Consider the following 21,635-nt stretch of genomic DNA (forward strand, 5'->3'; position numbering starts at 1 on the left):
AGGCAAGAGGGGTGACCTCCCGATGGCATATCAGGCAGGAGGGCAGCGGTCCGCGCCGCGGCCCGTCCCCGAGAGTCCCGAGGCCCAGGCGTATCTGCAGGACTACGCCGCCTATCTGGAGGCCGTCCCCTTCCCGTCCGTCGTCCTCGACCACCGCTGGGACGTCGTCCTGTCCAACGCCGCTTTCGCGTCACTTTTCCGCGACGTGAGTCCGCATCCCACGGCACTGCCGAGCGACAACTTCCTCCGGTTCGTCCTGTTCCATCCCGACGCGCCCTCGGTCCTCGGCGACCACGAGGCCGGCTGGTGCCTGCCGATGCTCGCCGGCTTCGCCGCCGCCGTGGAGCGGCACGGACACGACCACGCGTTGCAGACGATCCGCCGCGACATCGCCCAGGACCCCATCATGGAGGCCGCCTACCGGCACGGGCTGCCGCACTGGATCCGGGCGGTCGGCAGGGATGCCGTCGAGCACGACGGGGCGGTCCGCCCGCTGCTGCATCCCGACCCGCGCTGGGGCGCCACCGAGTGCCGGATCGTCGGCGACACCCCCAGAACGCTGCAGGACCTGGGCTACACGCGGCTGACCATGGTGCTGCGCGAGGCCCGTCCGGCGGCCGCCTCCCGCAGGGCGCGCGGCGCCCGCCGCGGCGCGAACCACCTCAGCGTGGTCCCGAGCCCGCAGGACTGACCGGACCCGGGGCTGATCACCCCGGGTCCGCCCCTGAGGGATCGCCCCCCAAGATCGCCCGCCGAGGCCGCTCCTCCGAGGCCGCTCCTATGGGCGCGCCGCGGGTCGACTCCTACGACAGCCCGATCAACGCCACCGTGAGCATCACCGGCGTCACCGTCACCGACAGTCCTTCCAGCGCCTGCGACTTCGTCTCCGGCGGAGGCCAGGGCCACCCCGTCAGGACCGTCCAGGTCCCGGGGGCGACCGTGCGCGGCGCCGGGACGGTCGTCGCGCGGGGGCAGACCGACGGTTGCCCGCACGCGCCCCGGTGTCCGCACCACCGCTCGAAGCGGCATCCGCGCCCGTTCCCCGGGAGCGCCTCGCGCCGGCTCACAGGTCCAGCACGAGCCGCTTGCCCCGGCACCGCGACACGCAGATCATCATCGTCTCCCCGGCCTCTCGCTCCTGCGGGCTGAGCACGCAGTCCCGGTGCTCCGGCGTGCCCTCCAGCACGTCGGTCTCACAGGTGCCGCAGGTGCCCTCGGCGCACGAGTAGAGCACCTCGACGCCCGCCGCGCGCACGGCGTCCAGCACGGAGACGCCCGGCGCGACGGTGAGCGTGCGGCCGCTCCGTGCGAGCTCGACCTCGAACGCGGCGTCCGGGCCCGTCGGTCGTTCCTCCGCCTGGAACCGCTCGATGCGGAGCGCGCCGGCCGGGCAGCGCTCGACCGCGGCGTCGAGGAGCGGGCCCGGGCCGCAGCAGTAGACGAGGGCGTCCTCGGGCAGCGCGTCGAGCACCGGGCCGAGGTCGAGCAGCCCCACCTCGTCCTGCGGGGCGACGGTGACCCGGTCGCCGTAGGCCGCCAGCTCCCCGGTGAACGCCATGGACGCGCGGGTGCGACCGCCGTAGAGCAGGCTCCAGTCGGCGCCGGCCGCCTCGGCCGCCGCCAGCATCGGCAGGACGGGGGTGATCCCGATGCCGCCCGCGATGAAGCGGTAACGCGGCGCCGGGCGCAACGCGAAATGGTTGCGGGGCCCGCGCACCCGGATTTTGTCCCCCTGTCTCACCTGCTCGTGCACCTGGGCGGACCCGCCTCGCCCGGCGGGCTCGCGCAGCACGGCGATCCGCCAGGCGGCGTGGTCGGCCGGGTCGCCGCACAGCGAGTACTGCCGTTCCAGGCCCGGCCCGAGGACGACGTCGACGTGGGCGCCGGGTTCCCAGCCCGGCAACGGTTCGCCCAGCGGGTGGCGCAGGGTGAGGGCGAGCACTCCCTCGGCCACCAACTCGCGTTGCGCGACGACGAGTTCGGCCTCGTGGACGTCGTTCATGAGGCGCCTCCCGGTTGCCGGTGACCGTCGGGGTGGCCGAGCATCCACTCCCACATCTCGATCGGGTCCTGCGAGGCGTGCTCGGCGCCGCAGTGGCAGGTGCCGTGCAGGACGTCCGTGCCCGGCAGCCAGTCGACGCGGTAGATCTCGCCGGTGTCGCCGGTGCTCACAGGACCTGCTCCACCGGCTTGTCGCCCTCCTCCGCCAGCCGGGCGAGGATGCGGCGGGCGGCCAGGCCGCCGGTGTCGATGTTGATGCTCAGCTCCTGGTAGCCGGAGCGTTCCGAACCGAGCGTGCGCTGCAGGAGGTTGAGCGCGTCGACGTCCTGCATGACCACGGTGTGGTTGTTGCCCCGCAGGAACTCGGTGACCTCGTCGTCGTCCGTCGCCCAGTCCCGCGAGACCATCCAGAAGTCGTAGACCTTGCCGTCGGCGGACGGCGTGATGGCGTAGGTGATCTCGGTGTGGAAGCCGTTCGGGTCGCTGCCGTCGGCCTCGGGCAGGACGCCCACCGGTGCGATGCGGCTGTGCAGCAGGTACAGACAGGGCGCGTGGTACTCGATGTCCTGCCAGCGGGTGATCCGCCCCTCGATGCCGGTGGAGCGGGCGTAGAACGGCGGGCACGCGGCGTCGTCCATGTGGCGGCTGACCCGCACGATGCCCGCGCCCTCGTCGACCTCCGTGCTGATCGGCGTCTCGGCGACCTCGGGGGTGCCTATGTAACCGCCGTGCAGATACGTCTCGTGGGAGAGGTCGAGGAGGTTGTCGACGAGCAGCCCGTAGTCGGCTTCGATGGGCTCCATCCCGCGGACGGTCGTCCAGCCGGGGGAGTCGAGGTGCCGGGCGCGCGGCACGGTCTGCGGATCGGCGAGCGCCGGGTCGCCGATCCACACCCACACCAGGGAATCCTGCTCCACGACCGGGTAGGCGGTCACCCGGGCGGTGCGCGGGATGCGCTTCTGGCCCGGCACGTACACGCACGCGCCGCTGGTGTCGTAGGTGAAGCCGTGGTAGCCGCACACGATGCGGTCGCCGTCGAGCCGGCTCTCGGACAGCGGGAACCTGCGGTGCACGCACCGGTCGTGCAGCGCGACGGGCGTGCCGTCCTCCTCCGTCCGGTAGAAGACCAGCGGCTCACCCAGGATCGTCCGTCCGAGCAACTCCTCGCGCCCGACCTCGTCGCCGTAGGCGGCGACGTACCACTGGTTCCTGGCGAAGGCGGTGGTGTGCGGCATCGTTGCGGCTCCCGTCTCTGTGTGGTGGCCACATCGTCCGAACGGGCGTCAGCCGGGCGCAACAGGGCTTCCGTCTCACGGAAGGCCGGGCGCCCGGCCTCCCGCTCGTCGCGCGTACCGGTGACTTTCACGCGGGCGTCATCCGGCCCTTCCCTGACGTTCGCTGCCCTTGCGAAACTCTCAGCGCGCGCATCCCGTCACGACCCGGCCGGCAGAACCCTTCTGCACGAGAGGTGCCTCACCCATGCCCGAAGTCAACCGGCGACGCTTTCTCCAACTGGCGGGAGCCACGACGGCGTTCACCGCGCTGGCGAGCAGCGTGGAACGCGCTGCCGCGCTGCCCGCGAACCACCGCACGGGGTCGATCGAGGACGTCGAGCACATCGTCGTCCTGATGCAGGAGAACCGGTCCTTCGACCACTACTTCGGCAAGCTGCGGGGCGTCAGAGGGTTCGGCGACCCGCGTCCGGTCACCCTCGCGAACGGCAGGTCGGTCTGGCACCAGGCGGACGCCGCCGGCAAGGACGTCCTCCCCTTCCGCCCCGACGCCGACGACCTGGGCCTCGCGTTCGTGCAGGACCTGCCGCACGGCTGGAACGACGGCCATGTGGCCTTCAACGGCGGCAGGTACGACCGGTGGGTGCCCGCCAAGAGCGCCACCACGATGGCGTACCTGACCCGCGAGGACATCCCCTTCCACTACGCGCTGGCCGACGCCTTCACCGTCTGCGACGCCTACCACTGCTCGTTCATCGGCTCCACCGACCCCAATCGCTACTACCTGTGGACGGGGTACACGGGGAACGACGGCCAGGGCGGCGGGCCGGTCCTCGGCAACGACGAGGCCGGCTACAGCTGGACCACGTACCCCGAGCGACTGGAGCGGGCCGGGGTCTCCTGGAAGATCTACCAGGACGTCGGCGACGGTCTGGACGCCAAGGGCGGTTGGGGCTGGATCCAGGACCCCTACCGCGGCAACTACGGCGACAACTCGCTCCTCTACTTCAAGCAGTACCAGAACGCCGTGCCCGGCGACCCGCTCTACGACAAGGCCCGCACCGGCACCGACGCCCGCACCGGCGAGGGCTACTTCGAGCAGCTGAAGCGGGACGTCAAGGGCGGCAGGCTGCCGCAGATCTCCTGGATCGTCGCGCCCGAGGCATTCACCGAGCACCCCAACTGGCCGGCCAACTACGGCGCCTGGTACGTCTCCCAGGTTCTGGACGCGCTCACCGCCGACCCCGCGGTGTGGGCGAAGACGGCCCTGTTCGTCACCTACGACGAGAACGACGGCTTCTTCGACCACCTGCTCCCGCCGTTCCCACCGGGCTCGGCCGCACAGGGCCGTTCGACCGTCGACGTCGGGCCTGACCTCTTCCCGGGCGACAGCAGCCACGCCGCGGGCCCCTACGGACTGGGGCAGCGGGTGCCCATGCTGGTCATCTCCCCCTGGAGCAAGGGCGGTTACGTTTGCTCCGAGACACTCGACCACAGTTCGGTCATCCGGTTCATGGAGCGCCGCTTCGGCGTGCACGAGCCGAACATCTCGCCGTGGCGGCGCGCGGTCTGCGGCGATCTGACCTCCGCGTTCGACTTCTCCCGCACGGACGTGCGGCCGGTCGCCCTGCCCGCCACCGACGGCTACCGGCCGCCGGACCGGGAACGCCACCCCGACTACGTGCCCGTCCCGCCGGCCCAGCCCGTCCTGCCGAAGCAGGAGCGCGGCGCCCGCCCCACCCGCCCGCTCAAGTACGCGCCCCAGGTGGACGGTTCGGTGGACGCGACGGCCGGGAAGCTGACCCTCACCTTCGCCTCAGGAGCCAAGGCCGGCGCCGCCTTCCTGGTGACCTCCGGCAACCGCGCCGACGGGCCGTGGAGTTACACGACCGCAGCGGGCGCGACCGTCTCCGACACCTGGAACTCGGCGTACTCCGGCGGCTCGCACGATCTGACCGTGCACGGCCCGAACGGCTTCCTGCGCGTGTTCAAGGGGGCGGGAAGGACGACCGGACCGGAGGTGGTCGCCCGGCACGTCGGCGACGGCGTCGAGCTGGTCTTCACGCACCGGGGCAAGGGCACGGTGCAGTTGAAGGTGTCCGACGGCTACGGCGGCCGGACCACGACCGTCACGCTGCGGCCCGGCTCGGTGCTCAAGCGCACCGTGGACCTGCGCGCGAGCCGGCGCTGGTACGACCTCACGGTCACCTCCAGCGCCGACCGGGCGTTCCTCAGGCGGTTCGCCGGACACGTCGAGAACGGGCGGCCCGGCGTCAGCGACCCGGCGATCGTCACGGAGTGACCCGCAGGCTCCGTCAGGACGGTGAACGCACGGTCCGGCACCGGCGCTTGCGGGCTGTCCAGCTCCCGGTGGACTCGGGATAGTGTGCCCCGGTGACCACGCAATCGAACACACCTGCAGGCTGGTATCCGGATCCGCACGGGGCTTCCCGGACGATGCGCTACTGGGACGGCGTCCAGTGGACCGAGCAGACCCAGCCCGAGGGCACGGGACAGGACGCGCCGCAGGTTCCGCAGCAGCCGGGGCCGGACCAGCGGGTCCGGCACCAGGTGCAGCAGCAGGCCGGGGTCGCACCGAGCGGCCCCGGCGGCGGCACGTTGTTCAGCGAGCCGGTGCTGGTGGTGAACCAGAAGGCCAAGCTCATCGAGCTGACCAACGAGTACAAGGTCATGGACCAGCAGGGCAACCAGCTCGGCTCGGTGGTCCAGGTCGGCCAGGGAGTGCTCAGGAAGATCGTGCGCTTCCTCTCCGACTTCGACCAGTACCTGAGGCACAAGCTCGAGATCCGCGACGCCCAGGGGCAGCCGGTGCTGCTGCTGACCCGCCCGGCGAAGATCCTCAAGTCGCGCGTGGTGGTGACCCGTCCGGACGGACAACAGGTCGGCGAGATCGTCCAGCAGAACGTCTTCGGGAAGATCAACTTCGCGATCAACGCGGACGGCCGACAGGTCGGCGCGATCAAGGCGGAGAACTGGCGGGCCTGGAACTTCGCGATCGTCGACCACGTCGACAACGAGGTCGCCCGGATCACCAAGACCTGGGAGGGACTCGCCAAGACGATGTTCACCACCGCGGACAACTATGTGCTGCAGATCCACTACCAGTTGCCCGAGCCGCTGCTGAGCCTGGTCCTCGCCACGGCCCTGACCGTGGACACCGCCCTCAAGCAGGACGCGCGCGGACTGGGCTGACGCGCGCGGCCCGCACTGACACGCGGTCCGGCCTGACGGACGCGGCCGTCGGTGCGGTGTGCGCGGTCCCGGCGTAGGCGCAGCCGCCGCGCACGGGCACAGCGGCGTCAGGTGCTCCGGGCCGGTCGTCGGCCGGGGCAGCAGCGCCGGTTCGGCCGAGGCCGTCTCCGGACGCAGGGCCAGCACCGCCGCCACCGGGTGGTCCTCGTCGTCGAGGGCCGCCGGGTGCGGCGCGGCCCGTGACAGCAGCACCACGCCCCAGCCCGCCAGCCCCGCCCCGGCCAGTGCGAGGAGCACGCCGACCGGCCCGCCCTGGAGGCGTTCGCCCAGCAACGCGAGCCCGATCGCCGCGGCGGCCACCGGGTTGGCCAGGGTCACCATCGCCAGCGGGGCGCCGAGACCGTCCCGGTAGGCGGTCTGCGACAGCAGCAGTCCGCCCGCGGCGAAGGCCGCGACCAGCAGCGCCACCCCGATCACCTGCACGCTCAGCAGCGAGCCCGAACGGTCCGTCGCGGCCACCGTCACCGTCTGCGTGAGCGCCGAGGCGACGCCCGAGGCGAAGCCGGACGCGGTCGCGTGCCGCAGCCCGGGCCTGGCGCCGCGCCGGGCCAGCAGCCCGATCAGCGTCGCCGTCGCCCCGGCCACCGCGATCGCCTCCGGCATGCTCAGGACGTCCTGTGGGGCCGGCCCCGACGCGGTGACCAGGATCGCGGCCAGTCCGGCCAGGGTGAAGGCGGTGCCCCGCCACTCGGCGGCGAGGACCCGGCGTCCGGCCATCCGCGCGCCCATCGGCACGGCCGCGACCAGGGTGAGCGCGCCGAGCGGCTGCACCACCGTCAGCGGGCCGTACTTGAGGGCGACGACGTGCAGCAGCGCGGCGGCGGCGTTCAGCCCCACCGACCACCACCAGGCCCCGTTGGCGAGCATCCGCAGCAGGCCGGCGCCGGGGTGCCGGGAGGCCAGCCGCTCCTGGGCGACGGCGGCGGCCGCGTAGGCGACGGCGGAGAAGAGGGAGAGGACGACGGCGACCAGGTTGGCGTTCATCGGCCCGCTCCCACCAGGACCGGCGGCTCCTCGGCCGGGACGAGGGCCCGTGCCCCGCGTCCGGCGGTGGTGGCCGTGCGCCGGGGGGCGTGGATCAGCGTGAGCGCGGCGCCGAGCAGGACGCCCGCTGCGATCGCGTCGAGCCAGTAGTGGTTCGCGGTGCCCACGATCACCAGGAGGGTCAGCAGCGGATGCAGCAGCCACAGCCAACGCCGGCGTGACCGGGTGGCGACGATCAGTCCGATCGCGACCATCAGGGCCCAGCCGAAGTGCAGCGAGGGCATCGCCGCGAACTGGTTGGACAGGTGGTCCGTCCGCGGCGGGCCGTACACCGACGGCCCGTAGACGCGCGCGGTGTCGACCAGTCCGGTCGCCGCCAGCATCCGAGGCGGGGCCAGCGGGAACGCCAGGTGCAGCACCAGGGCGGCGGCGGTGACCGCGGCCAGCGCCCGGCGCGCCCAGACGTAGTGCGCCGGCCGGCGCAGGTACAGCCAGACCAGGAACGCCAGCGTGGCGGGGAAGTGCACGGTCGCGTAGTAGGTGTTCGCGGCCTTGGCCAGGGCGTCGCCGTGCAGCAGCAGTGACTGCACCGTGCCTTCGTCGGGCAGCCGCAGCCACCGTTCGAGGCGCCACACGTCATGGGCGTCGCGGAAGGCCTCGCCGGTGTGGCCGGCGACGAGCTGCCGGCCGAACTTGTAGACGAGGAAGAGTCCTGCGACAAGCAGGAGCTCGCGGACTATCGGCGGCCGCGCCGGTGTGACCGGCTCCGCTTCTGCAGGCTCGGTGCGGGCATTCATCCCCCGGCCCCTTCGCTGACGGTGGTGCGGTGAGGTGGTGCTGAGGCACGCGTGACGCGTGCATGCACCATCGATACGATGTCGTACCGATACGCCAGTGTACCGATACGGAGGCGTACCGGTACACTGGCGTATCGATTGATGTGCGCCACACTGGAGACGGGCCCGCCCGGGCCCCCGGCGCACAGGCCGGGGCGGAAGCGGAACAGGGAGGAAGAGCAGATGACGTCGCAGGCCGCGGACGGACCGGAGTCGGTCGCCGCCACGCGCCGCTCCAAGCTCACGCCCGAGCGTGAGCAGGAATTCTTCGACGCCGTCCTGAACCAGGTCCGCGAGTGCGGCTACGAGGCCGTCACCATGGAGGGCGTCGCCGCCAGCACCCGCTGCAGCAAGTCCACGCTCTACCGGCAGTGGAAGACCAAGCCCCAGTTCGTGGTCGCCGCCCTGCGCTCACGCCGCCGGGCCCGGCTCGCCGGCATCGACACCGGCTCGCTCGCCGAGGACCTGCGCGAGGCGGCACGGGCCACCGGCCGCTGGTCGACCCACGACTCCAAACTGCTGCAGGCGCTCGGCCACGCCGTCACCGGCGACGAGGAGCTCGCGAAGGCCCTGCGCGAGGCTCTCATCGACCCCGAGATCGCCGCACTGCGCGAGATCCTGCGCCGTGGTGTCGAACGCGGCGAGGTTGCGGGCGACCACCCCGCGCTGGAGTACGTCCCGGCGCAGATGTTCGGCGTGATCCGGGCCCGTCCCGTCGTGGACGGGCAGTACGCCGACCAGGAATACCTGGTCCGCTTCGTGGAGGCCGCCGTGCTGCCGGCGCTCGGCCTCACCTGAGGACCGGGCCGGGGCACGACGGAGTCCGCAGGCGCGACGGAGTCCGCACGGGCTCGACAAGAAGACCAGCGCGCAACGGCGCGGACCGGCAGGCCCGACGCGGACGCGCGCGGGCCGACACAGGACTCAGGCCGCCGTCCTCGGGATGACCGGACGGCGACCTGTCTCGCGCCGCACCGTGGGGACGGGCGCGGCGCGCACCCCCGGCCGGGTGGGACCCCCCTTGAGCGGAGGGGCGCCCCACCCGGCCGACCGTGTTCCCGGGCCCGGCGGTGTTCCGGGACCCGACCGTGTTCCGGGACCCGGCCGTGTCCCGGGTTCCGCCTCAGACGTGCTGTCCGCTGCCGCCGCCCGTCGAGACCTTGATGCCCTGGGTGATGGTGTCGATGACGGACGCGCTCTGGTCGGCGTCGACGCCGAAGCGCAGCACCACCAGCCGCTTGGCGTCGGCGGGGGCGGGGAACGCCAGCGACTCGACCCAGCCGTCCGCGCCCTTGCTGGTGACCGCCTTCCAGCGGACCAGGTAGCCCTTCTGCCCGGCCACCGTCACCGCCTTCGAGGCGAGCACCTGGTGGGAGGTGATCGCGCCGTAGGTCGTGCCGCCGTAGGAGTCCTCGGCGTTGGCCGCGATGTCCGCCTTCGCGACCTCCTCGGCCGTCGCGCCCTTGGTCTTCAGCACCTCGACGGGCGCCGAGTAGACACCCCCCTTCGTGCAGGTCTTGGAGGCGTCGCCCGGGCACTTGTAGGAGGAGTCGGAGGTGACCTGCGCGCCCACGTTCAGCTCCTGGCCGGTCCAGCCGTCCGGGATGGGGATGCTGATGCCGTTGAGCCCGTCGGTCACCGAACCGCTCTTGATCTTGGGAGCCTCGGACTGCCCGGGAGAGGGGGAGCCCCCGCCCGGCCCGCCGGAGCCCCCCGAGCCGCCGAAGGGGCCGCCGTCGCCTTGGCCGCCCGCGCCGCCGGGCCCGCCCGGCCCCTGGGCCGTGCCGCCGCCGCCCGAGCCGTCGTCCCGGGCCAGCGCGTACACGCCGACCCCGATGCTGGTCAGGACCGCGACGGCCACGGCCACGGCTATGCCTGTGCGCAACCCGCGCCGGCCGCCCGGGCCCGGCGGCGACGCGGGCTGCCCCGGATAGCCCGGATACCCGGGAAAACCGGGCTGGCCCGTATGCACGGGTTGGCCCGGGTATGCGGGATGCGTCGCGTCGGCCGGGGTCTGCGCCGGCGGACCCCATGCGGCGGCCGAGCCCGCGGCACGGGTCTGGTCCGTCCACGCCTTGCCGTCCCACCAGCGTTCGGTGGCGGGACCGTCATTCGTCTGCCCCGGGTCGGGGTACCACCCGGGAGGAGTCACCTGCGTCATGCCCCCACCGTATGAGGCGTCGGTGAAAGCCGGATGAGAGGGCGGCCGACGAAGGGGACCCGCTTGCGGAGGCCGATCGTCCGTATGGCGTGATTTCGACGTCAATTACGCGTGCGTCACACCCTGTTGACGTCAGGGCGGTTCGTGCGCAGGCCCGCCGGGGCGACCCGGCCCGTCACCCGTCACCCGTCGAGCGGGACCTGCCCGGACCACCCTCCACACGGACCCGCGGAGGGCTACGCTCGACATCTGTACGTCGTTCGGGCGACTTGGGGAGGTAGCGGGATGACGGAGGTCAGGCCGACGACGGCCGCCTCGGCCTCCCTGTGGGAGCGCGACGAGGAAGTCGCCGCCATCGGGCAGGCGGTGGAGACGCTCTGCGCCGACCGGTCCTCCTCGGGTCACCTGCTGGTGCTCCGGGGCGAGGCCGGGTTCGGCAAGACCGCGTTGCTGGCCGAGACCCGTCGCATCGCGGAGGCCCGCGGCTGCTCGGTGTGGTCGGCCCGCGGCGGTGAGACGCTGCGGTCCGTCCCCTTCAACGTGGTACGCCAGTTGCTGCAGCCCGCCCTGCTGTCCCTGCACCCCGAGGAGGCCCGCGAGTACCTCGGCGACTGGTACGACATCGCCGGCCCCGCCCTCGGCATCGCGGAGCCCGGCGAGGGCCACGCCGACCCGCAGGGCGTGTGCGACGGCCTGGTCGCCGCCGTGACCAGACTGGCCCGCCGCGACTACCCGCTCGTCCTGCTGATCGACGACGCGCACTGGGTCGACCAGGAGAGCCTGCGCTGGCTCGCCGCGTTCGCCGAACGCCTCGACGAGCTCTCCGTCCTGGTCGTCGTGGCCCGCAGGCCCGGCGAGGTCAAGGGCGACGCCGCCCACCACCTCGACGCGATCGGCGAGGCCGCGGGCCGCGCCGTCACCAGTCTCAGCGCGCTCACGCCGGCCGCGGTCGCCGGCCTCACCCGCGCCACCCTCGGCACGCACGCCGACGCCGCCTTCTGCCGCGAGGTGTGGGCGGTCACCGACGGCAACCCGTACGAGACCGTCGAACTCCTCGCCAAGGTCCGCGACAGCGAACTGGTGCCCAGCGAGTCCTCCGCCACCGAACTGCGCCCCCTCAACCGCGCCGCCCGGGGCGGCGGACTCGTCGACCGCCTGGAGAAACTGGGCGTCGACGCCACCAAGTTCGCCATGGCGGCCGCGATCCTCGGCGCCGACATCTCCGTCGCCCAGGCCGCCCGGCTCGCCGGCCTCGGCCGCGACGAGGCGGTGCGCTGCGCCGAACTGCTGCGCAACGCCCGCATCCTCACCGAGTCCGACCCCGGCGCGGTCCCCGCCGACGACGGCGACCTGGAGTTCGTCCACCCCCTGATCGCCACCGCCGTCTACGACTCGATCCCCGGCGGTCTGCGCACCGCGATGCACGGCATCGCCGCCCAGGTCGTCACCGACGCCGGCAAGGGGCTGGCGGCCGCCTCCCGGCATCTGCTCCAGGTCCATGCGGAGGGCGACGAGGAACTCGTCGAGCAGCTGCGCGAGGCCGCCCGCGAGCACCTGGCGGTCGGCGCCCCCGACGCGGCCCGCCGTTGTCTGGAACGGGCCCTGCGCGAGCCGCCCGTCCCCGACGTCCACGCGCGAGTGCTCCACGAACTGGGCTGCGCCACTCTCCTCACCGCGCCCGCCAAGACCATCGAGCACCTGCGCACCGCCCTGTCCCTGCAGGGCCTCGACGGCGACGAACGCGTCGACGCCGTCTACCGCCTCTCCCAGGCGCTGCTGCACAACGACCAGCTGGAGGAGGCCGTCCGCACGGTCGAGGCGGAGGCCGCCCGGCTCGCCCCCGGGCCCGCGCGGCTGCGGCTGCAGGCCGTGCAGTTCATGTGGGAGGGAGTCAACGCCGGCGAGCCGACCTCGCCGCGCGGCTCGGAGAAGCTCGCCGCGCTCGCCGCCACCTGCGCCGGCCGGGACAACGCCGAGCGCGCCCTGCTCATCCTGCGCGGCTTCGACGCCATGACCCACGGCGAGAACGCCGAGGAGGTCGTCGAGTTCTGCGACCGCGCCCTGGTCAACGGCCGCCTCGCCCCCGGGCTCGGCTGGACCGACCAGGAGTGGGGCATCGAGCTGCTGATGATGCTCGCCAGCTCCTACGCCTACACCGACCGGCTCGACCGCGCCGACGCCCTCTTCAACGAGGCGCTGCGCGCCTACGTCTCCGCCGGCTGGAGCGGCGGCCACCTCGCGCTGGCCCACGCCTACCTCGGGCTGGGGCTGCGTCGCCGGGGTCGTCTGAAGGAGGCGGAGGAGTCCCTGCGGGAGTCCGTGCGACTCGCCGAACGCGTCGGCCGCGGCCTGCCCCTGTACTGGTCGGCCATCTGCAACCTGGTCGACACGCTGCTCCTGCGGGGCCATGTCGGGAAGGCGTGGGAGGTGGCCGAACAGTACGGCTTCGTCCCGCCCTACCCGTCGACCATCGTGCTGCCCGACCCCCGCTCGGTGCGCGGCCGGCTGCTGCTGGCCGTCGGCCGCGTCCAGGACGGCGTCAACGAACTGGAGCAGGCCGAGAAGGCGGCCGCGGCGCGCGGCCACCTCAACCCGGTGATGGTCCCGTGGGCCGTCGAGCTCGCCCGCGCCCTGGCCGTCCAGGACCCGGCCCGCGCGGCCCGGCTCACCACCGAGGCGCGCCGCCAGGCCGAGCGCTTCGGCACCGACACCGCGATCGGCGAGGCCCTGCGCTGCGCCGCCGCCCTGGAGACCGGCCAGCGCGCGGTGCGGCTCGCCCAGCAGGCGGTCACCTATCTGGAGTCCTCGCCCTGCCAGTACGAACACGCGGCCGCCCGCGTCGAGTACGGCATCCTCTCCCGTTCCGTCTCCGAGCTCAGCCGCGGCCTGACGCTGGCGCGTTCCTGCGGCGCGGACGCCCTGACCGCCAAGGCGCAGCAGGCCCTGCAGAGCCTGGGCGCTCCCCAGGCGGGCCTGGTGCCCGGACAGACCCGCCGGTAAGCACGAGGAGCGAGGGGGGCACGCGGGCACGGAACACGAGGGCGCGGGAGCATCGCGAGGGGGCGGAAGGCGAGGGCGCGGGGGCAGCGTGAGCGGGCGGGACACGAGGGCGCGGGAGCAGCGCGAGAGCGCGAGGCTGCGGGGGCAGCGCGAGGGGGCGGGCGGGCCGCCCTGCCAGGGAACGTCCGTCCCCGCCGGTCCCGCCCCGAGAGGGATCGCCTGACGACTGACGCCTCCAGCGGTCCGCGGCCGGGGCGCCCCACGGGCTGCTGCCGGAGCGGCCGGGGCGACCTCGCGTCGACGAGGGCCTGTGACGTCGACGCGGGCGGGCGGACGGACGTCGGCGACGGTGTCCCGCTCCCCGGTGACGGAGTAAGGCGCCCCGGTGCCGGCGTGGTCGGCAGCGGGCGCCCTGGTCACCGGCAGGCCGCCGCTCCGGTTCCGGGCCAGCGGCCGGGCAGGGGCCGGTACCGTCTACCCCGGCTCAGTCGTCGCCGTCCCGCGCGGCATCCGGGGCGTCCGGCCCGGGTTCGTCGGCCAGGGCCCGCTGGGCTGTGGCGAACGCCGAGTTGGCGGCCGGAACTCCGCAGTAGACGGCCGTCTGAAGGAGGACGGCGCCGATCTCGTCCGGGGTCAGCCCGTTGCGTCGGGCCGCCCGCACGTGCATGGCCAGCTCCTCGTGGTGGCCGTGTGCCACCAGCGCGGTCAGGGTGATCATGCTGCGCTCGCGGCGGCTGAGGGTCGGGTCGGTCCAGATCTCCCCCCAGGCGTAGCGGGAGATGAAGTCCTGGTAGCGGGCGGTGAACGCGGTCTGCCGGGCCTGGGCCCGGTCCACGTGCGCGTCGCCGAGGACCTCGCGCCTGACCTGCATGCCCCGCTTGGCCTCGCCGTCGAGATGGGCCCGCAGCACGGTCAGCACGGCCTCGGGGCACTCGGCCGGCGCGAGATGCGAGGCGCCCGGGAGCTCGACCAGCGTGGCGTCCGCCACTCCGTCCGCGATCTCCCGCAGATGCGCCGGGGGCGTCGCGGGATCCTGGCGGCCGGCGATCGCCAGGGTGCGCACGGCGATCTCCGGGAGCCGCTCGCGGACATCGAAGCCGGCGAGCGCGTCACAGCACGCCGCGTACGCCTGCGGATCGGCGGCGCGATGGTCGGCGATCAGCTCCGGAGCGGTGAACCCCGGCGTGAACCACCGGGCGTTCGCGTTCTCGGCGAGCTCCGCCAGCCCCCCGCGACGGACCAGCGCGGCCCGCTCCTGCCACGGCTTCGACCCGCCGAAGTGGGCGGAGGAGCAGATCACGGCCAGCGACGACAGCCGCTCGGGATGGTGCAGCGCGAGATGCAGCCCCACCGCGCCGCCCAGCGACACGCCCGCGTAGGCGAACCTCTCCACGCCGAGGGAGTCGGCCAGCGTCAGCACCAGGCCGGCCAGGTCGCCGACGGTGGCGCCGGGCCCGATCAGGTCGGCGGCCGAACCGCCGTGCCCGGGCAGGTCCCAGCGGATCACCCGGTGGGTGAGGGACAGTTCGGGCGCGACCTCGTCCCACAGCGCGAACGACACGCCCAGTGAGGGGCCGAGCAGCAGCGCTGGCGCACAAGTCGGCCCCTCGACACGGTGGTTGAGCAGTTTCTCGGTCAACGTCGCTCCAGCGCACGGTCGGTGAAGGCTCCGGCGGAGCCGGTGTAACGGGCGGGGTCGATGAGTTCGCCCAGGTCGACGTCGGCGTCCCGCACGTCGGCCTGCTCGGCGAGGAGTCCCCCCAGCGGTCGGCCCTCGGCGTAGGCGCGCCGGGCCAGTTCGGTGAGGAGTTCCCTGGCGCGGGCTCGCCCGAGCAGGCCGGACAGCTCGGCGGAGAGCCGCTCGGAGACGATCAGCCCGTGGGTGAGACCGAGGTGGGAGCGCATCCGTTCCGGGTACACCCGCAGCTCCTCAGCCAGTTCCGCCGCGTCCCGGGCGGCCCCGCCGACCAGCCGCAGCAGGTCCCTGAGCGGCTCCCACTCGGCGTGCCACGCCCCGGCGGGGCGCTCGTCCTCGGCCACCAGCGAGCCGTACAGCGTCGCCGCGAGCTGCGGGGCCCGCCGGGCGGCCGCCGCGATCAGCGTCGAGCGCACCGGGTTCGCCTTGTGCGGCATGGCCGAGGAGCCGCCCCCGCCGCCCTCGGCGACCTCGGCGATCTCGGTGCGGGCCAGGGTGAGGACGTCCGCCGCCGGCTTGCCCAGCGCGCCGGCCGTGAAGGCCAGGCACGAGGCGAGGTCGGCGATGGGGGTGCGCAGGGTGTGCCACGGCAACAGCGGTGCGGTCAGGCCGAGTTCGCGGGCGTACGCGGCGGCCAGCGCGGTCGCGTCCTCGGCGCCGTACGCGATGAGGGCGGCCGCCGTCCCGGCCGCGCCGCCGAGCTGGGCGGGCAGCGAGTCCCGTACGGCCGTGATGCGGTCGCGGGCGTCCAGCACCAGGGAACGCCACCCGGCGGCCTTCAGCCCGAAGGTGGTCGGCACGGCGTGCTGGGTGAGGGTCCGTCCGGGCATCGCCGAGTTCCGGTGCTCGGCGGCGAGCCGGGCCAGCGCCCGCTGGACCCGATCGAGGTCGGCCAGCACCAGGTCGAGCGTCCGCGCCGCCACCAGCATCGTCGCCGTGTCCATGATGTCCTGGCTGGTCGCGCCCCGGTGCACGTACGGGCCGTACCGGGGACCGGCCGCCTCGGTCAGATCGGCGACCAGCGGGATCACCGGGTTTCCGCCGCCGCGGGCGCGCTCGGCGAGGGAGCGGATGTCGAAGTCGCCACGGGCGGCCGCGGTGACCGCCGCCCCGGCGCCCTCGGGGGCCGCGCCCAAGGCCTCCTGGGCGCGGGTCAGCGCGGCCTCCGCGTCCAGCAGCGCCCTCAGGTAGGCGCCGTCACCGGTCGCGCGGGCTGCGGGGGAGCCGGCCCACCCCGGGGCGAGCAGACCGGAGTCGGGCTGAGCAGTTGTCACTGGAACTCCAGGAAGACCGTCTCGCCTTCGCCCTGAAGGCGGATGTCGAAACGGTAGGTCTCCGACCGGTCGCGCGTCGCGATCAGCGTGTCGCGCCGCGCCGGGTCCACCCGCCGCAGCAGTGGGTCGGCGGCCAGCGCCGCTTCGTCGTCGGGCAGGTAGATCCGGGTGAAGAGGTGCACCAGCAGCCCGCGCGCGAACACGCAGACGCTCAGGTACGGGGCGCTTCGCCCGCGCGCACCGGGTCGCAGGGTCCGCGCGGACCAGTGCCCGTCGGCGTCCGTCTGCACCCGGCCCCAGCCGGTGAACTGCACGCCGTTACGGCCGAGGAAGCCGCCGGACGCCGGGTCGCGCCGCATCGACCCGTCGACCCGCGGCACTTCGCCCTCGGGATCGGCTCCCCACAGTTCCAGGAACGCGTCCGGCAGCGGGACGCCCGCGCCGTCGTACACGTACCCCTGCACGGCGATGGCGTCCGGGTGGCCGACCGGGGCGATGTCGCCGCCGCCGGGGAAGGGCAGGGCGTGGCCGTAGAAGGGGCCGACGGTGTGCGACGGAGTGGGGAGGACGGTCTGCGGACGGCTCGTGTCGATCTTCGTCATGGCGGCTCAGCGTCCTTCTTCGATCCAGGTGGCCTGCGGCCCGTCGAGCACGATGTCCCAGTGGTAGCCCATCGAGAACTCGGGGACGGACAGGCTGTGGTCGTAGGTGGCGACCAGCCGCTGGCGGGCCGCGTCGTCCGTCACCGACTGGATGATCGGGTCGTAGGGGAAGAGCGGGTCGCTCGGGAAGTACATCTGTGTCACGAGCCGCTGGGTGAAGGCCGTGCCGAACAGGGAGAAGTGGATGTGGGCCGGTCGCCAGGCGTTCAGATGCTGACGCCACGGATAGGGGCCCGGCTGGATCGTGGTGAACCGGTAGGAACCGGTGTCGTCGGTGAGCGTGCGGCCGACGCCGGTGAAGTTCGGGTCCAGCGGCGCGTCGTGCTGCTCGCGCTGGTGGGCGTACCGGCCGGCCGAGTTGGCCTGCCAGATCTCGACGAGCTGGCCGCGGACCGGACGGCCCTCGCGGTCCAGCAGCCGGCCCGAGACGGTGATCCGTTCGCCGATCGGCTCGCCGTGGTGCTGCCGGGTGAGGTCGTTGTCGGTCTCGGTGACGTCCCGCTCGCCGAAGGCGGGGGAGTGCAGCTCCACCAGCTCCGGATCCTGGCCGACCTCGACCGTGACCGGCGCCTGCTTCGGGTGACGCAGGACGGACGAGCGGTACGGCGCGTAGTCGCGGCGCGGCTGGTGCTCGACCGGGGCGCCGTCGGCGAGCCGCTTCTCGTAGGCGGCGTGCGCGGCCGCGATCTCCTGGTCGATGTCGGCTTGCGTGAGAGTCATGGGTGTTCCCGGGTTCCTATCGTTCCAGGACGAGGACGAGGACGAGGACGAGGACGAGGACGAGGACCTGGCACTGGCACTGGCCCAGGTCGAGGACGAGGCCCTGGCCCAGGGCGAGGCGGGTTCCGATGGTGCCGGGCGGGAGGCCGAGGGAGCCGTCGCCTGGTCCATCCGTGTAGCCCCTCTCCGGGCGCGCCCCGATCCCGTCGACCAGCCCCCGGGCGGAAATAGTCAGGGCACTGAGTATCTGTTCAGACTTCCCCCACGCTGCCATCGGCGATCGAGCCAGTCAAGAGCCCAGTCTGCTGCTCGTTTGCCTGTCAATCGAAGCCCGGACGGACCCGGGATCACGGGGTATCGTTCAGTGCACCGATCGATCTCAGCGGAGGAGTTCACATGGCCGCGGTGGATCTCACCAGCCACCCCGGGCATCTGGCCCGGCGGCTGCAGCAGGCGCACTACCTGCTGTGGAACACGATGGTCTCCGAAGAGATCACCTCGCCGCAGTTCGCGGTCCTCAACGCGCTCGTAGCCGAGCCGGGCATCGACCAGCGCACGGTGGGGGAGCGGGTCGGGCTCGACCGTTCCACCGTCGCCGAGGTGATCAGCCGGCTCATCCGGCGGGCACTCCTGGACAAGGTCCGCGACCCGCAGGACGGACGGCGTTTCCTGCTGGCGCTCACCGAGGACGGGCTGCGCGCGCACCGCAGGCTGACGGTGCGCACGGCCCGGATGAACCAGGTCTTCCTGTCCCCGCTGTCGGCCGACGAACAGGCCGTGTTCCTCGAACTGATCCAGCGGGTGTCGGACGCGGCCGAGGGGCTGCGCAACCCTGCCGAACCCGTGTTCCGACAGGGCTGACCGGGGGATCCGGCCGCCGGGGTCCCCATCCGGCGCGGCGGCCCCGCCCGGATCCGGCGTCGACACCGACACCGATACCGACACCGACATCACCGCGACCGCACCGCCACCGCGGGCCGTCCTGGCGGCCGAAGCCGTGCGGGCGCGGTCGACGTCGTGCGGCGCAGTCGACGTCGTGCGGGCGCGGTCGCCGTCGTCGTCCCGGCGGCGGGGCGGGGCCGGTGGGGCGGCTCAGGGGGATTCCGTGAACACCACCCACACCTGGCCCTCGGCGAACGCGACCGGCCGGCCGTCGGCCGCGGTGAACTCCGTGCCGTCCGCGGCCGTCGGCCGCTTCCAGTGCACGTCGTAGACCCGCCCGTCGCGCAGCACCTCCGCCTTCCCCGAACCCACGGTCTCGGTGTACGGCGTGTTGTTGCCGAGGAAGTCGTGGAACCCCGACGCGCGCACCCGCACGTGCTGCACGACCACCGTGGCCGGGGCCAGCCGCCGGCCGTCGGTCGCCACGGTGGGCTCGCCGTCCGTCGTGACCAGCCAGCGGGCCGGGCCCGCGGACCAGGTGAAGGTGAAGCGGGCCGCGGGGTAGCGCACGGTCCGCGAGGTCTCGGTCCGGCCCCCGGAGGGCGCGGGACCGAAGCGGAACCCCGTGGTCAGCGCCTCCTCGCCCGGCGCGGCGGGCAGCAGACGGCTCGGGCGCAGATACAGGTTGTGCGGCGCGGGCCGCTCGCCGCCCCGGAAGTAGGCGTCGGACTTGTCCCCGGGCGTCACGGCGTCCAGCGGCGCCCGGTCGATCAGCGGCAGCAACTTGCTCTGCGCCCCGGAGAACGCGAGCACCGGCCGGTCGAACTGGCGCAGCAGCTCCAGGTCGGACTCCCGGGCACTGCGCACCGGCCCCACCGCCTTCGGCAGTCGGCTCGCGTACACCGCCATCAGACGGCTCAGCCCGCCCTCGACCTGCTCGGCGTACACGACGTCCGCGGAGTCGAGGCCCGTCTGCGGCCGGGCGTCCGGCGCGTTGTCGATCTTCACCGCGAGCACCGGGCCGGGGACCGCGCCTGGAGCGGTACCCGTCGGGCTCGGGCTCTGCGACGCGCTGCGGCCGTCGTCCGGCGAGGACCCGCCGGACGACGTGCAGCCCGCGGCGGCGATGGATACCGCCAGTGCGGCGGCCAGTGCGGCGAGCGCCGTGGTCGTGCTGGGCTGACGTCGGGCGCGCCCCGTGCGCGCCTCGCGTCTCGACCGACTCGTGTCCGTCATGGGCACCCCCGTTCCGTGTCTCGATTGTGCGCTCGTCCGTTCGAGAGTGGCCATCGGTGGCCGGTCCGGCGGGCCCGGGGGTTCGGGACCGGGCGCTCGGGTACCCGGGGCGCAGCGACGATCCGGGACCCCCGGACCTGCCGGGACCGGCCGGACGGCGGAGGGAGCGCGGCGATGAAGGCAGTGACCTGGCAGGGCAAGCGCGACGTGCGGGTGGACACCGTTCCCGATCCGACGATCCAGGAACCGACGGACGCCGTCATCCGCGTCACGTCCAGCGGACTGTGCGGCTCCGACCTGCACCTCTACGAGGTGCTCACCCCGTTCATGACGCCCGGCGACATCCTCGGTCACGAGCCGATGGGCATCGTCGAGGAGGTCGGCGCCGGGGTGCCCGACCTCCGGGCCGGCGACCGGGTGGTCGTGCCGTTCCAGATCGCCTGCGGCACCTGCTGGATGTGCCTGAACGCGCTGCCCACCCAGTGCGAGACGACCCAGGTCACCGGTGAGGGCATGGGCGCCGCCCTCTTCGGCTACACCCGCCTGTACGGCGCGGTGCCCGGAGCGCAGGCCGAGTACCTGCGGGTGCCGCAGGCCCAGTTCGGCCCCATCAAGGTGCCCGAGGGCCCGCCCGACGACCGGTTCGTGTACCTCTCCGACGTCCTTCCCACCGCCTGGCAGGCGGTCGCCTACGCGGACATCCCCGAGGGCGGCAGCGTCGCCGTGCTCGGCCTCGGACCCATCGGCGACATGGCCTGCCGGATCGCCCAGCTGCGCGGCGCGGGCCGGGTCTTCGGCGTGGACCTCGTGGGCGACCGGCTGCGCCGGGCCCGCGCGCGGGGCGTGGAGGCGTTCGACCTGCGCAGCTTCGACAGCGAGAAGGAGCTCGTCGCCGCGATCCGCGACGAGACCGACGGCCGCGGCCCCGACGCCGTGATCGACGCCGTCGGCACCGAGGCGCACGGCAGCGCGGCCGCCCGCATGATCCAGAACGCCTCGGCCCTGCTGCCGCGGAAGCTGAGCGGCCCGCTCGCGGAGCGTTTCAGCGTCGACCGTCTGGCCGCCCTGTACACCGCCATCGAGCTGGTGCGCCGTGGCGGCACCCTCTCCCTGGTCGGCGTCTACGGCGGCATGGCCGACCCGCTGCCGATGCTCACGCTGTTCGACAAGCAGATCCAGATCCGCATGGGTCAGGCCAATGTGCGCCGCTGGACCGACGAGATCCTGCCGTACCTCACCGACGAGGACCCCCTCGGCGTCGACGATTTCGCCACTCACCGCGTGCCGCTGACGGACGCCCCGCACGCCTACGAGATGTTCCAGCGCAAGCAGGACGGGGCGGTCAAGGTCCTGATGACGCCGTGACGCGCCGCCCGGGGCCGCCCGGTCGGCGGCCCCGGCACCGACACCGTTCCCCGGGAGTCGACCCGAGGTGCCCCGGCACCGTTCCCCGGTAGCCGACCCGACCGGTTCGGCAGGCGGGGGCACGGGACCCGCGACCGGCACGACGACTCTGGGGAGAGGGGCTCGCCGACCCGAACGGCGTCAGCCCTGTTCGGTCCGCAGGTCCGCAGGTCCGTCGGCCCCGCCGGCTCCGTCGAGACCGGCACGACGACTCTGGGTAGAGGGGCTCGCCGACCCGAACGGCGTCAGCCCTGTTCGGTCCGCAGGTCCGCAG

The 21,635-nt window shown here is 73.6% G+C and carries 18 protein-coding genes and 2 pseudogenes; 8 read left to right on the top strand and 12 right to left on the bottom strand.

What is annotated here, in order from left to right:
• Positions 1 to 22: 22 nt before the first annotated feature.
• Entirely contained in the window at positions 23 to 691 is a 669-nt protein-coding gene (locus ACFVYK_RS18630; RefSeq protein ID WP_389774943.1) for a hypothetical protein, read from the top strand.
• Positions 692 to 777: 86 nt separating this feature from the next.
• A pseudogene (locus ACFVYK_RS18635) lies at positions 778 to 984 on the top strand (hypothetical protein); the annotation flags it as partial.
• A gap of 79 nt (positions 985 to 1,063) precedes the next feature.
• Here ACFVYK_RS18635 and ACFVYK_RS18640 read toward each other — a convergent pair.
• Genes ACFVYK_RS18640 through ACFVYK_RS18650 form a run of 3 tightly spaced genes read right to left on the bottom strand, consistent with a single transcriptional unit; the run spans position 1,064 to position 3,236 of the window.
• Positions 1,064 to 2,002, bottom strand: coding sequence for a PDR/VanB family oxidoreductase (locus ACFVYK_RS18640; RefSeq protein WP_389774946.1), 939 nt, complete (start codon positions 2,000 to 2,002; stop codon positions 1,064 to 1,066).
• Entirely contained in the window at positions 1,999 to 2,172 is a 174-nt protein-coding gene (locus ACFVYK_RS18645) for a hypothetical protein (protein ID WP_389774949.1), read from the bottom strand. Before ACFVYK_RS18645 ends, ACFVYK_RS18640 begins: the two co-directional genes overlap by 4 nt.
• Positions 2,169 to 3,236, bottom strand: coding sequence for a Rieske 2Fe-2S domain-containing protein (locus ACFVYK_RS18650; RefSeq protein ID WP_389774951.1), 1,068 nt, complete (start codon positions 3,234 to 3,236; stop codon positions 2,169 to 2,171). Before ACFVYK_RS18650 ends, ACFVYK_RS18645 begins: the two co-directional genes overlap by 4 nt.
• A 244-nt stretch (positions 3,237 to 3,480) precedes the next feature.
• Here ACFVYK_RS18650 and ACFVYK_RS18655 point away from each other — a divergent pair, with 244 nt between their 5' ends.
• On the top strand, positions 3,481 to 5,535 hold the full coding sequence (locus ACFVYK_RS18655; protein ID WP_389774954.1) for a phosphocholine-specific phospholipase C: 2,055 nt from the start codon (positions 3,481 to 3,483) through the stop codon (positions 5,533 to 5,535).
• 92 nt (positions 5,536 to 5,627) lie between these two features.
• Positions 5,628 to 6,446 carry a phospholipid scramblase-related protein gene (locus tag ACFVYK_RS18660; protein ID WP_389774957.1) on the top strand — a complete coding sequence of 273 codons (819 nt, stop codon included), beginning with the start codon at positions 5,628 to 5,630 and terminating at the stop codon, positions 6,444 to 6,446.
• A 99-nt stretch (positions 6,447 to 6,545) separates the two neighbouring features.
• Here the strand turns inward: ACFVYK_RS18660 and ACFVYK_RS18665 are convergent.
• Both ACFVYK_RS18665 and ACFVYK_RS18670 read right to left on the bottom strand, forming a co-directional pair.
• Positions 6,546 to 7,490 (bottom strand): annotated as a pseudogene (locus ACFVYK_RS18665) (hypothetical protein); the annotation flags it as partial.
• Positions 7,487 to 8,287, bottom strand: coding sequence for a phosphatase PAP2 family protein (locus ACFVYK_RS18670; protein WP_389774960.1), 801 nt, complete (start codon positions 8,285 to 8,287; stop codon positions 7,487 to 7,489). The pseudogene ACFVYK_RS18665 and the gene ACFVYK_RS18670, both read right to left, overlap by 4 nt.
• 222 nt (positions 8,288 to 8,509) lie before the next feature.
• On the opposite strand from ACFVYK_RS18670, the gene ACFVYK_RS18675 reads away from it, so the two are divergent.
• Positions 8,510 to 9,124 carry a TetR-like C-terminal domain-containing protein gene (locus ACFVYK_RS18675; RefSeq protein WP_389774962.1) on the top strand — a complete coding sequence of 205 codons (615 nt, stop codon included), beginning with the start codon at positions 8,510 to 8,512 and terminating at the stop codon, positions 9,122 to 9,124.
• 325 nt (positions 9,125 to 9,449) lie between these two features.
• Here ACFVYK_RS18675 and ACFVYK_RS18680 read toward each other — a convergent pair whose 3' ends face one another.
• A complete protein-coding gene (locus tag ACFVYK_RS18680; protein ID WP_389774965.1) occupies positions 9,450 to 10,487 on the bottom strand; it encodes a DUF2510 domain-containing protein in 1,038 nt (345 codons plus the stop codon).
• A gap of 285 nt (positions 10,488 to 10,772) precedes the next feature.
• On the opposite strand from ACFVYK_RS18680, the gene ACFVYK_RS18685 reads away from it, so the two are divergent.
• Entirely contained in the window at positions 10,773 to 13,487 is a 2,715-nt protein-coding gene (locus ACFVYK_RS18685; protein ID WP_389774968.1) for an ATP-binding protein, read from the top strand.
• A gap of 484 nt (positions 13,488 to 13,971) precedes the next feature.
• Here ACFVYK_RS18685 and pcaD read toward each other — a convergent pair whose 3' ends face one another.
• The 5 genes from pcaD to ACFVYK_RS18710 are packed head-to-tail and all read right to left on the bottom strand — an operon-like array spanning position 13,972 to position 18,113.
• Positions 13,972 to 15,126, bottom strand: coding sequence for a 3-oxoadipate enol-lactonase (pcaD, locus tag ACFVYK_RS18690; RefSeq protein ID WP_389774971.1), 1,155 nt, complete (start codon positions 15,124 to 15,126; stop codon positions 13,972 to 13,974).
• Positions 15,123 to 16,457: a 3-carboxy-cis,cis-muconate cycloisomerase gene (gene pcaB / locus ACFVYK_RS18695; RefSeq protein WP_389774974.1), complete on the bottom strand. Its 1,335-nt coding sequence runs from the start codon at positions 16,455 to 16,457 to the stop codon at positions 15,123 to 15,125. Before pcaB ends, pcaD begins: the two co-directional genes overlap by 4 nt.
• A complete protein-coding gene (pcaG, locus tag ACFVYK_RS18700; RefSeq protein WP_389774977.1) occupies positions 16,454 to 17,059 on the bottom strand; it encodes a protocatechuate 3,4-dioxygenase subunit alpha in 606 nt (201 codons plus the stop codon). The genes pcaB and pcaG overlap by 4 nt, the downstream gene beginning before the upstream one ends.
• A 6-nt stretch (positions 17,060 to 17,065) precedes the next feature.
• Positions 17,066 to 17,839, bottom strand: coding sequence for a protocatechuate 3,4-dioxygenase subunit beta (gene pcaH / locus ACFVYK_RS18705; RefSeq protein WP_389774979.1), 774 nt, complete (start codon positions 17,837 to 17,839; stop codon positions 17,066 to 17,068).
• 16 nt (positions 17,840 to 17,855) lie between these two features.
• On the bottom strand, positions 17,856 to 18,113 hold the full coding sequence (locus tag ACFVYK_RS18710) for a hypothetical protein (protein WP_389774982.1): 258 nt from the start codon (positions 18,111 to 18,113) through the stop codon (positions 17,856 to 17,858).
• A 122-nt stretch (positions 18,114 to 18,235) separates the two neighbouring features.
• Between ACFVYK_RS18710 and ACFVYK_RS18715 the strand changes: the two genes are divergently transcribed.
• Positions 18,236 to 18,700: a MarR family winged helix-turn-helix transcriptional regulator gene (locus ACFVYK_RS18715; protein WP_389774985.1), complete on the top strand. Its 465-nt coding sequence runs from the start codon at positions 18,236 to 18,238 to the stop codon at positions 18,698 to 18,700.
• Positions 18,701 to 18,931: 231 nt separating this feature from the next.
• On the opposite strand, the gene ACFVYK_RS18720 is transcribed toward ACFVYK_RS18715, so the two are convergent.
• The gene (locus tag ACFVYK_RS18720; RefSeq protein WP_389774988.1) at positions 18,932 to 19,957 is read right to left on the bottom strand and encodes a DUF3048 domain-containing protein; all 1,026 of its coding nucleotides are present in this window, start codon (positions 19,955 to 19,957) and stop codon (positions 18,932 to 18,934) included.
• 174 nt (positions 19,958 to 20,131) lie between these two features.
• Between ACFVYK_RS18720 and ACFVYK_RS18725 the strand changes: the two genes are divergently transcribed.
• Positions 20,132 to 21,322: a zinc-dependent alcohol dehydrogenase gene (locus ACFVYK_RS18725; RefSeq protein ID WP_389774991.1), complete on the top strand. Its 1,191-nt coding sequence runs from the start codon at positions 20,132 to 20,134 to the stop codon at positions 21,320 to 21,322.
• The last annotated feature ends 313 nt before the right edge of the window (positions 21,323 to 21,635 follow it).

Origin of the sequence: Streptomyces sp. NPDC058291 (genome assembly GCF_042880855.1) — a bacterium.
Classification (GTDB): Bacteria; Actinomycetota; Actinomycetes; order Streptomycetales; family Streptomycetaceae; genus Streptomyces.

Excerpts from the sequence above, each read along its gene's own strand:
- ACFVYK_RS18720 (WP_389774988.1), bottom strand. The coding sequence starts at position 19,957 with ATGACGGACACGAGTCGGTCGAGACGCGAGGCGCGCACGGGGCGCGCC.
- pcaG (WP_389774977.1), bottom strand. The coding sequence starts at position 17,059 with ATGACGAAGATCGACACGAGCCGTCCGCAGACCGTCCTCCCCACTCCG.
- ACFVYK_RS18655 (WP_389774954.1), top strand. The coding sequence starts at position 3,481 with ATGCCCGAAGTCAACCGGCGACGCTTTCTCCAACTGGCGGGAGCCACG.
- ACFVYK_RS18680 (WP_389774965.1), bottom strand. The coding sequence starts at position 10,487 with ATGACGCAGGTGACTCCTCCCGGGTGGTACCCCGACCCGGGGCAGACG.
- ACFVYK_RS18685 (WP_389774968.1), top strand. The coding sequence starts at position 10,773 with ATGACGGAGGTCAGGCCGACGACGGCCGCCTCGGCCTCCCTGTGGGAG.
- pcaH (WP_389774979.1), bottom strand. The coding sequence starts at position 17,839 with ATGACTCTCACGCAAGCCGACATCGACCAGGAGATCGCGGCCGCGCAC.
- ACFVYK_RS18715 (WP_389774985.1), top strand. The coding sequence starts at position 18,236 with ATGGCCGCGGTGGATCTCACCAGCCACCCCGGGCATCTGGCCCGGCGG.
- ACFVYK_RS18640 (WP_389774946.1), bottom strand. The coding sequence starts at position 2,002 with ATGAACGACGTCCACGAGGCCGAACTCGTCGTCGCGCAACGCGAGTTG.
- ACFVYK_RS18630 (WP_389774943.1), top strand. The coding sequence starts at position 23 with ATGGCATATCAGGCAGGAGGGCAGCGGTCCGCGCCGCGGCCCGTCCCC.
- ACFVYK_RS18675 (WP_389774962.1), top strand. The coding sequence starts at position 8,510 with ATGACGTCGCAGGCCGCGGACGGACCGGAGTCGGTCGCCGCCACGCGC.
- ACFVYK_RS18725 (WP_389774991.1), top strand. The coding sequence starts at position 20,132 with ATGAAGGCAGTGACCTGGCAGGGCAAGCGCGACGTGCGGGTGGACACC.
- ACFVYK_RS18710 (WP_389774982.1), bottom strand. The coding sequence starts at position 18,113 with ATGGCAGCGTGGGGGAAGTCTGAACAGATACTCAGTGCCCTGACTATT.
- ACFVYK_RS18670 (WP_389774960.1), bottom strand. The coding sequence starts at position 8,287 with ATGAATGCCCGCACCGAGCCTGCAGAAGCGGAGCCGGTCACACCGGCG.
- ACFVYK_RS18650 (WP_389774951.1), bottom strand. The coding sequence starts at position 3,236 with ATGCCGCACACCACCGCCTTCGCCAGGAACCAGTGGTACGTCGCCGCC.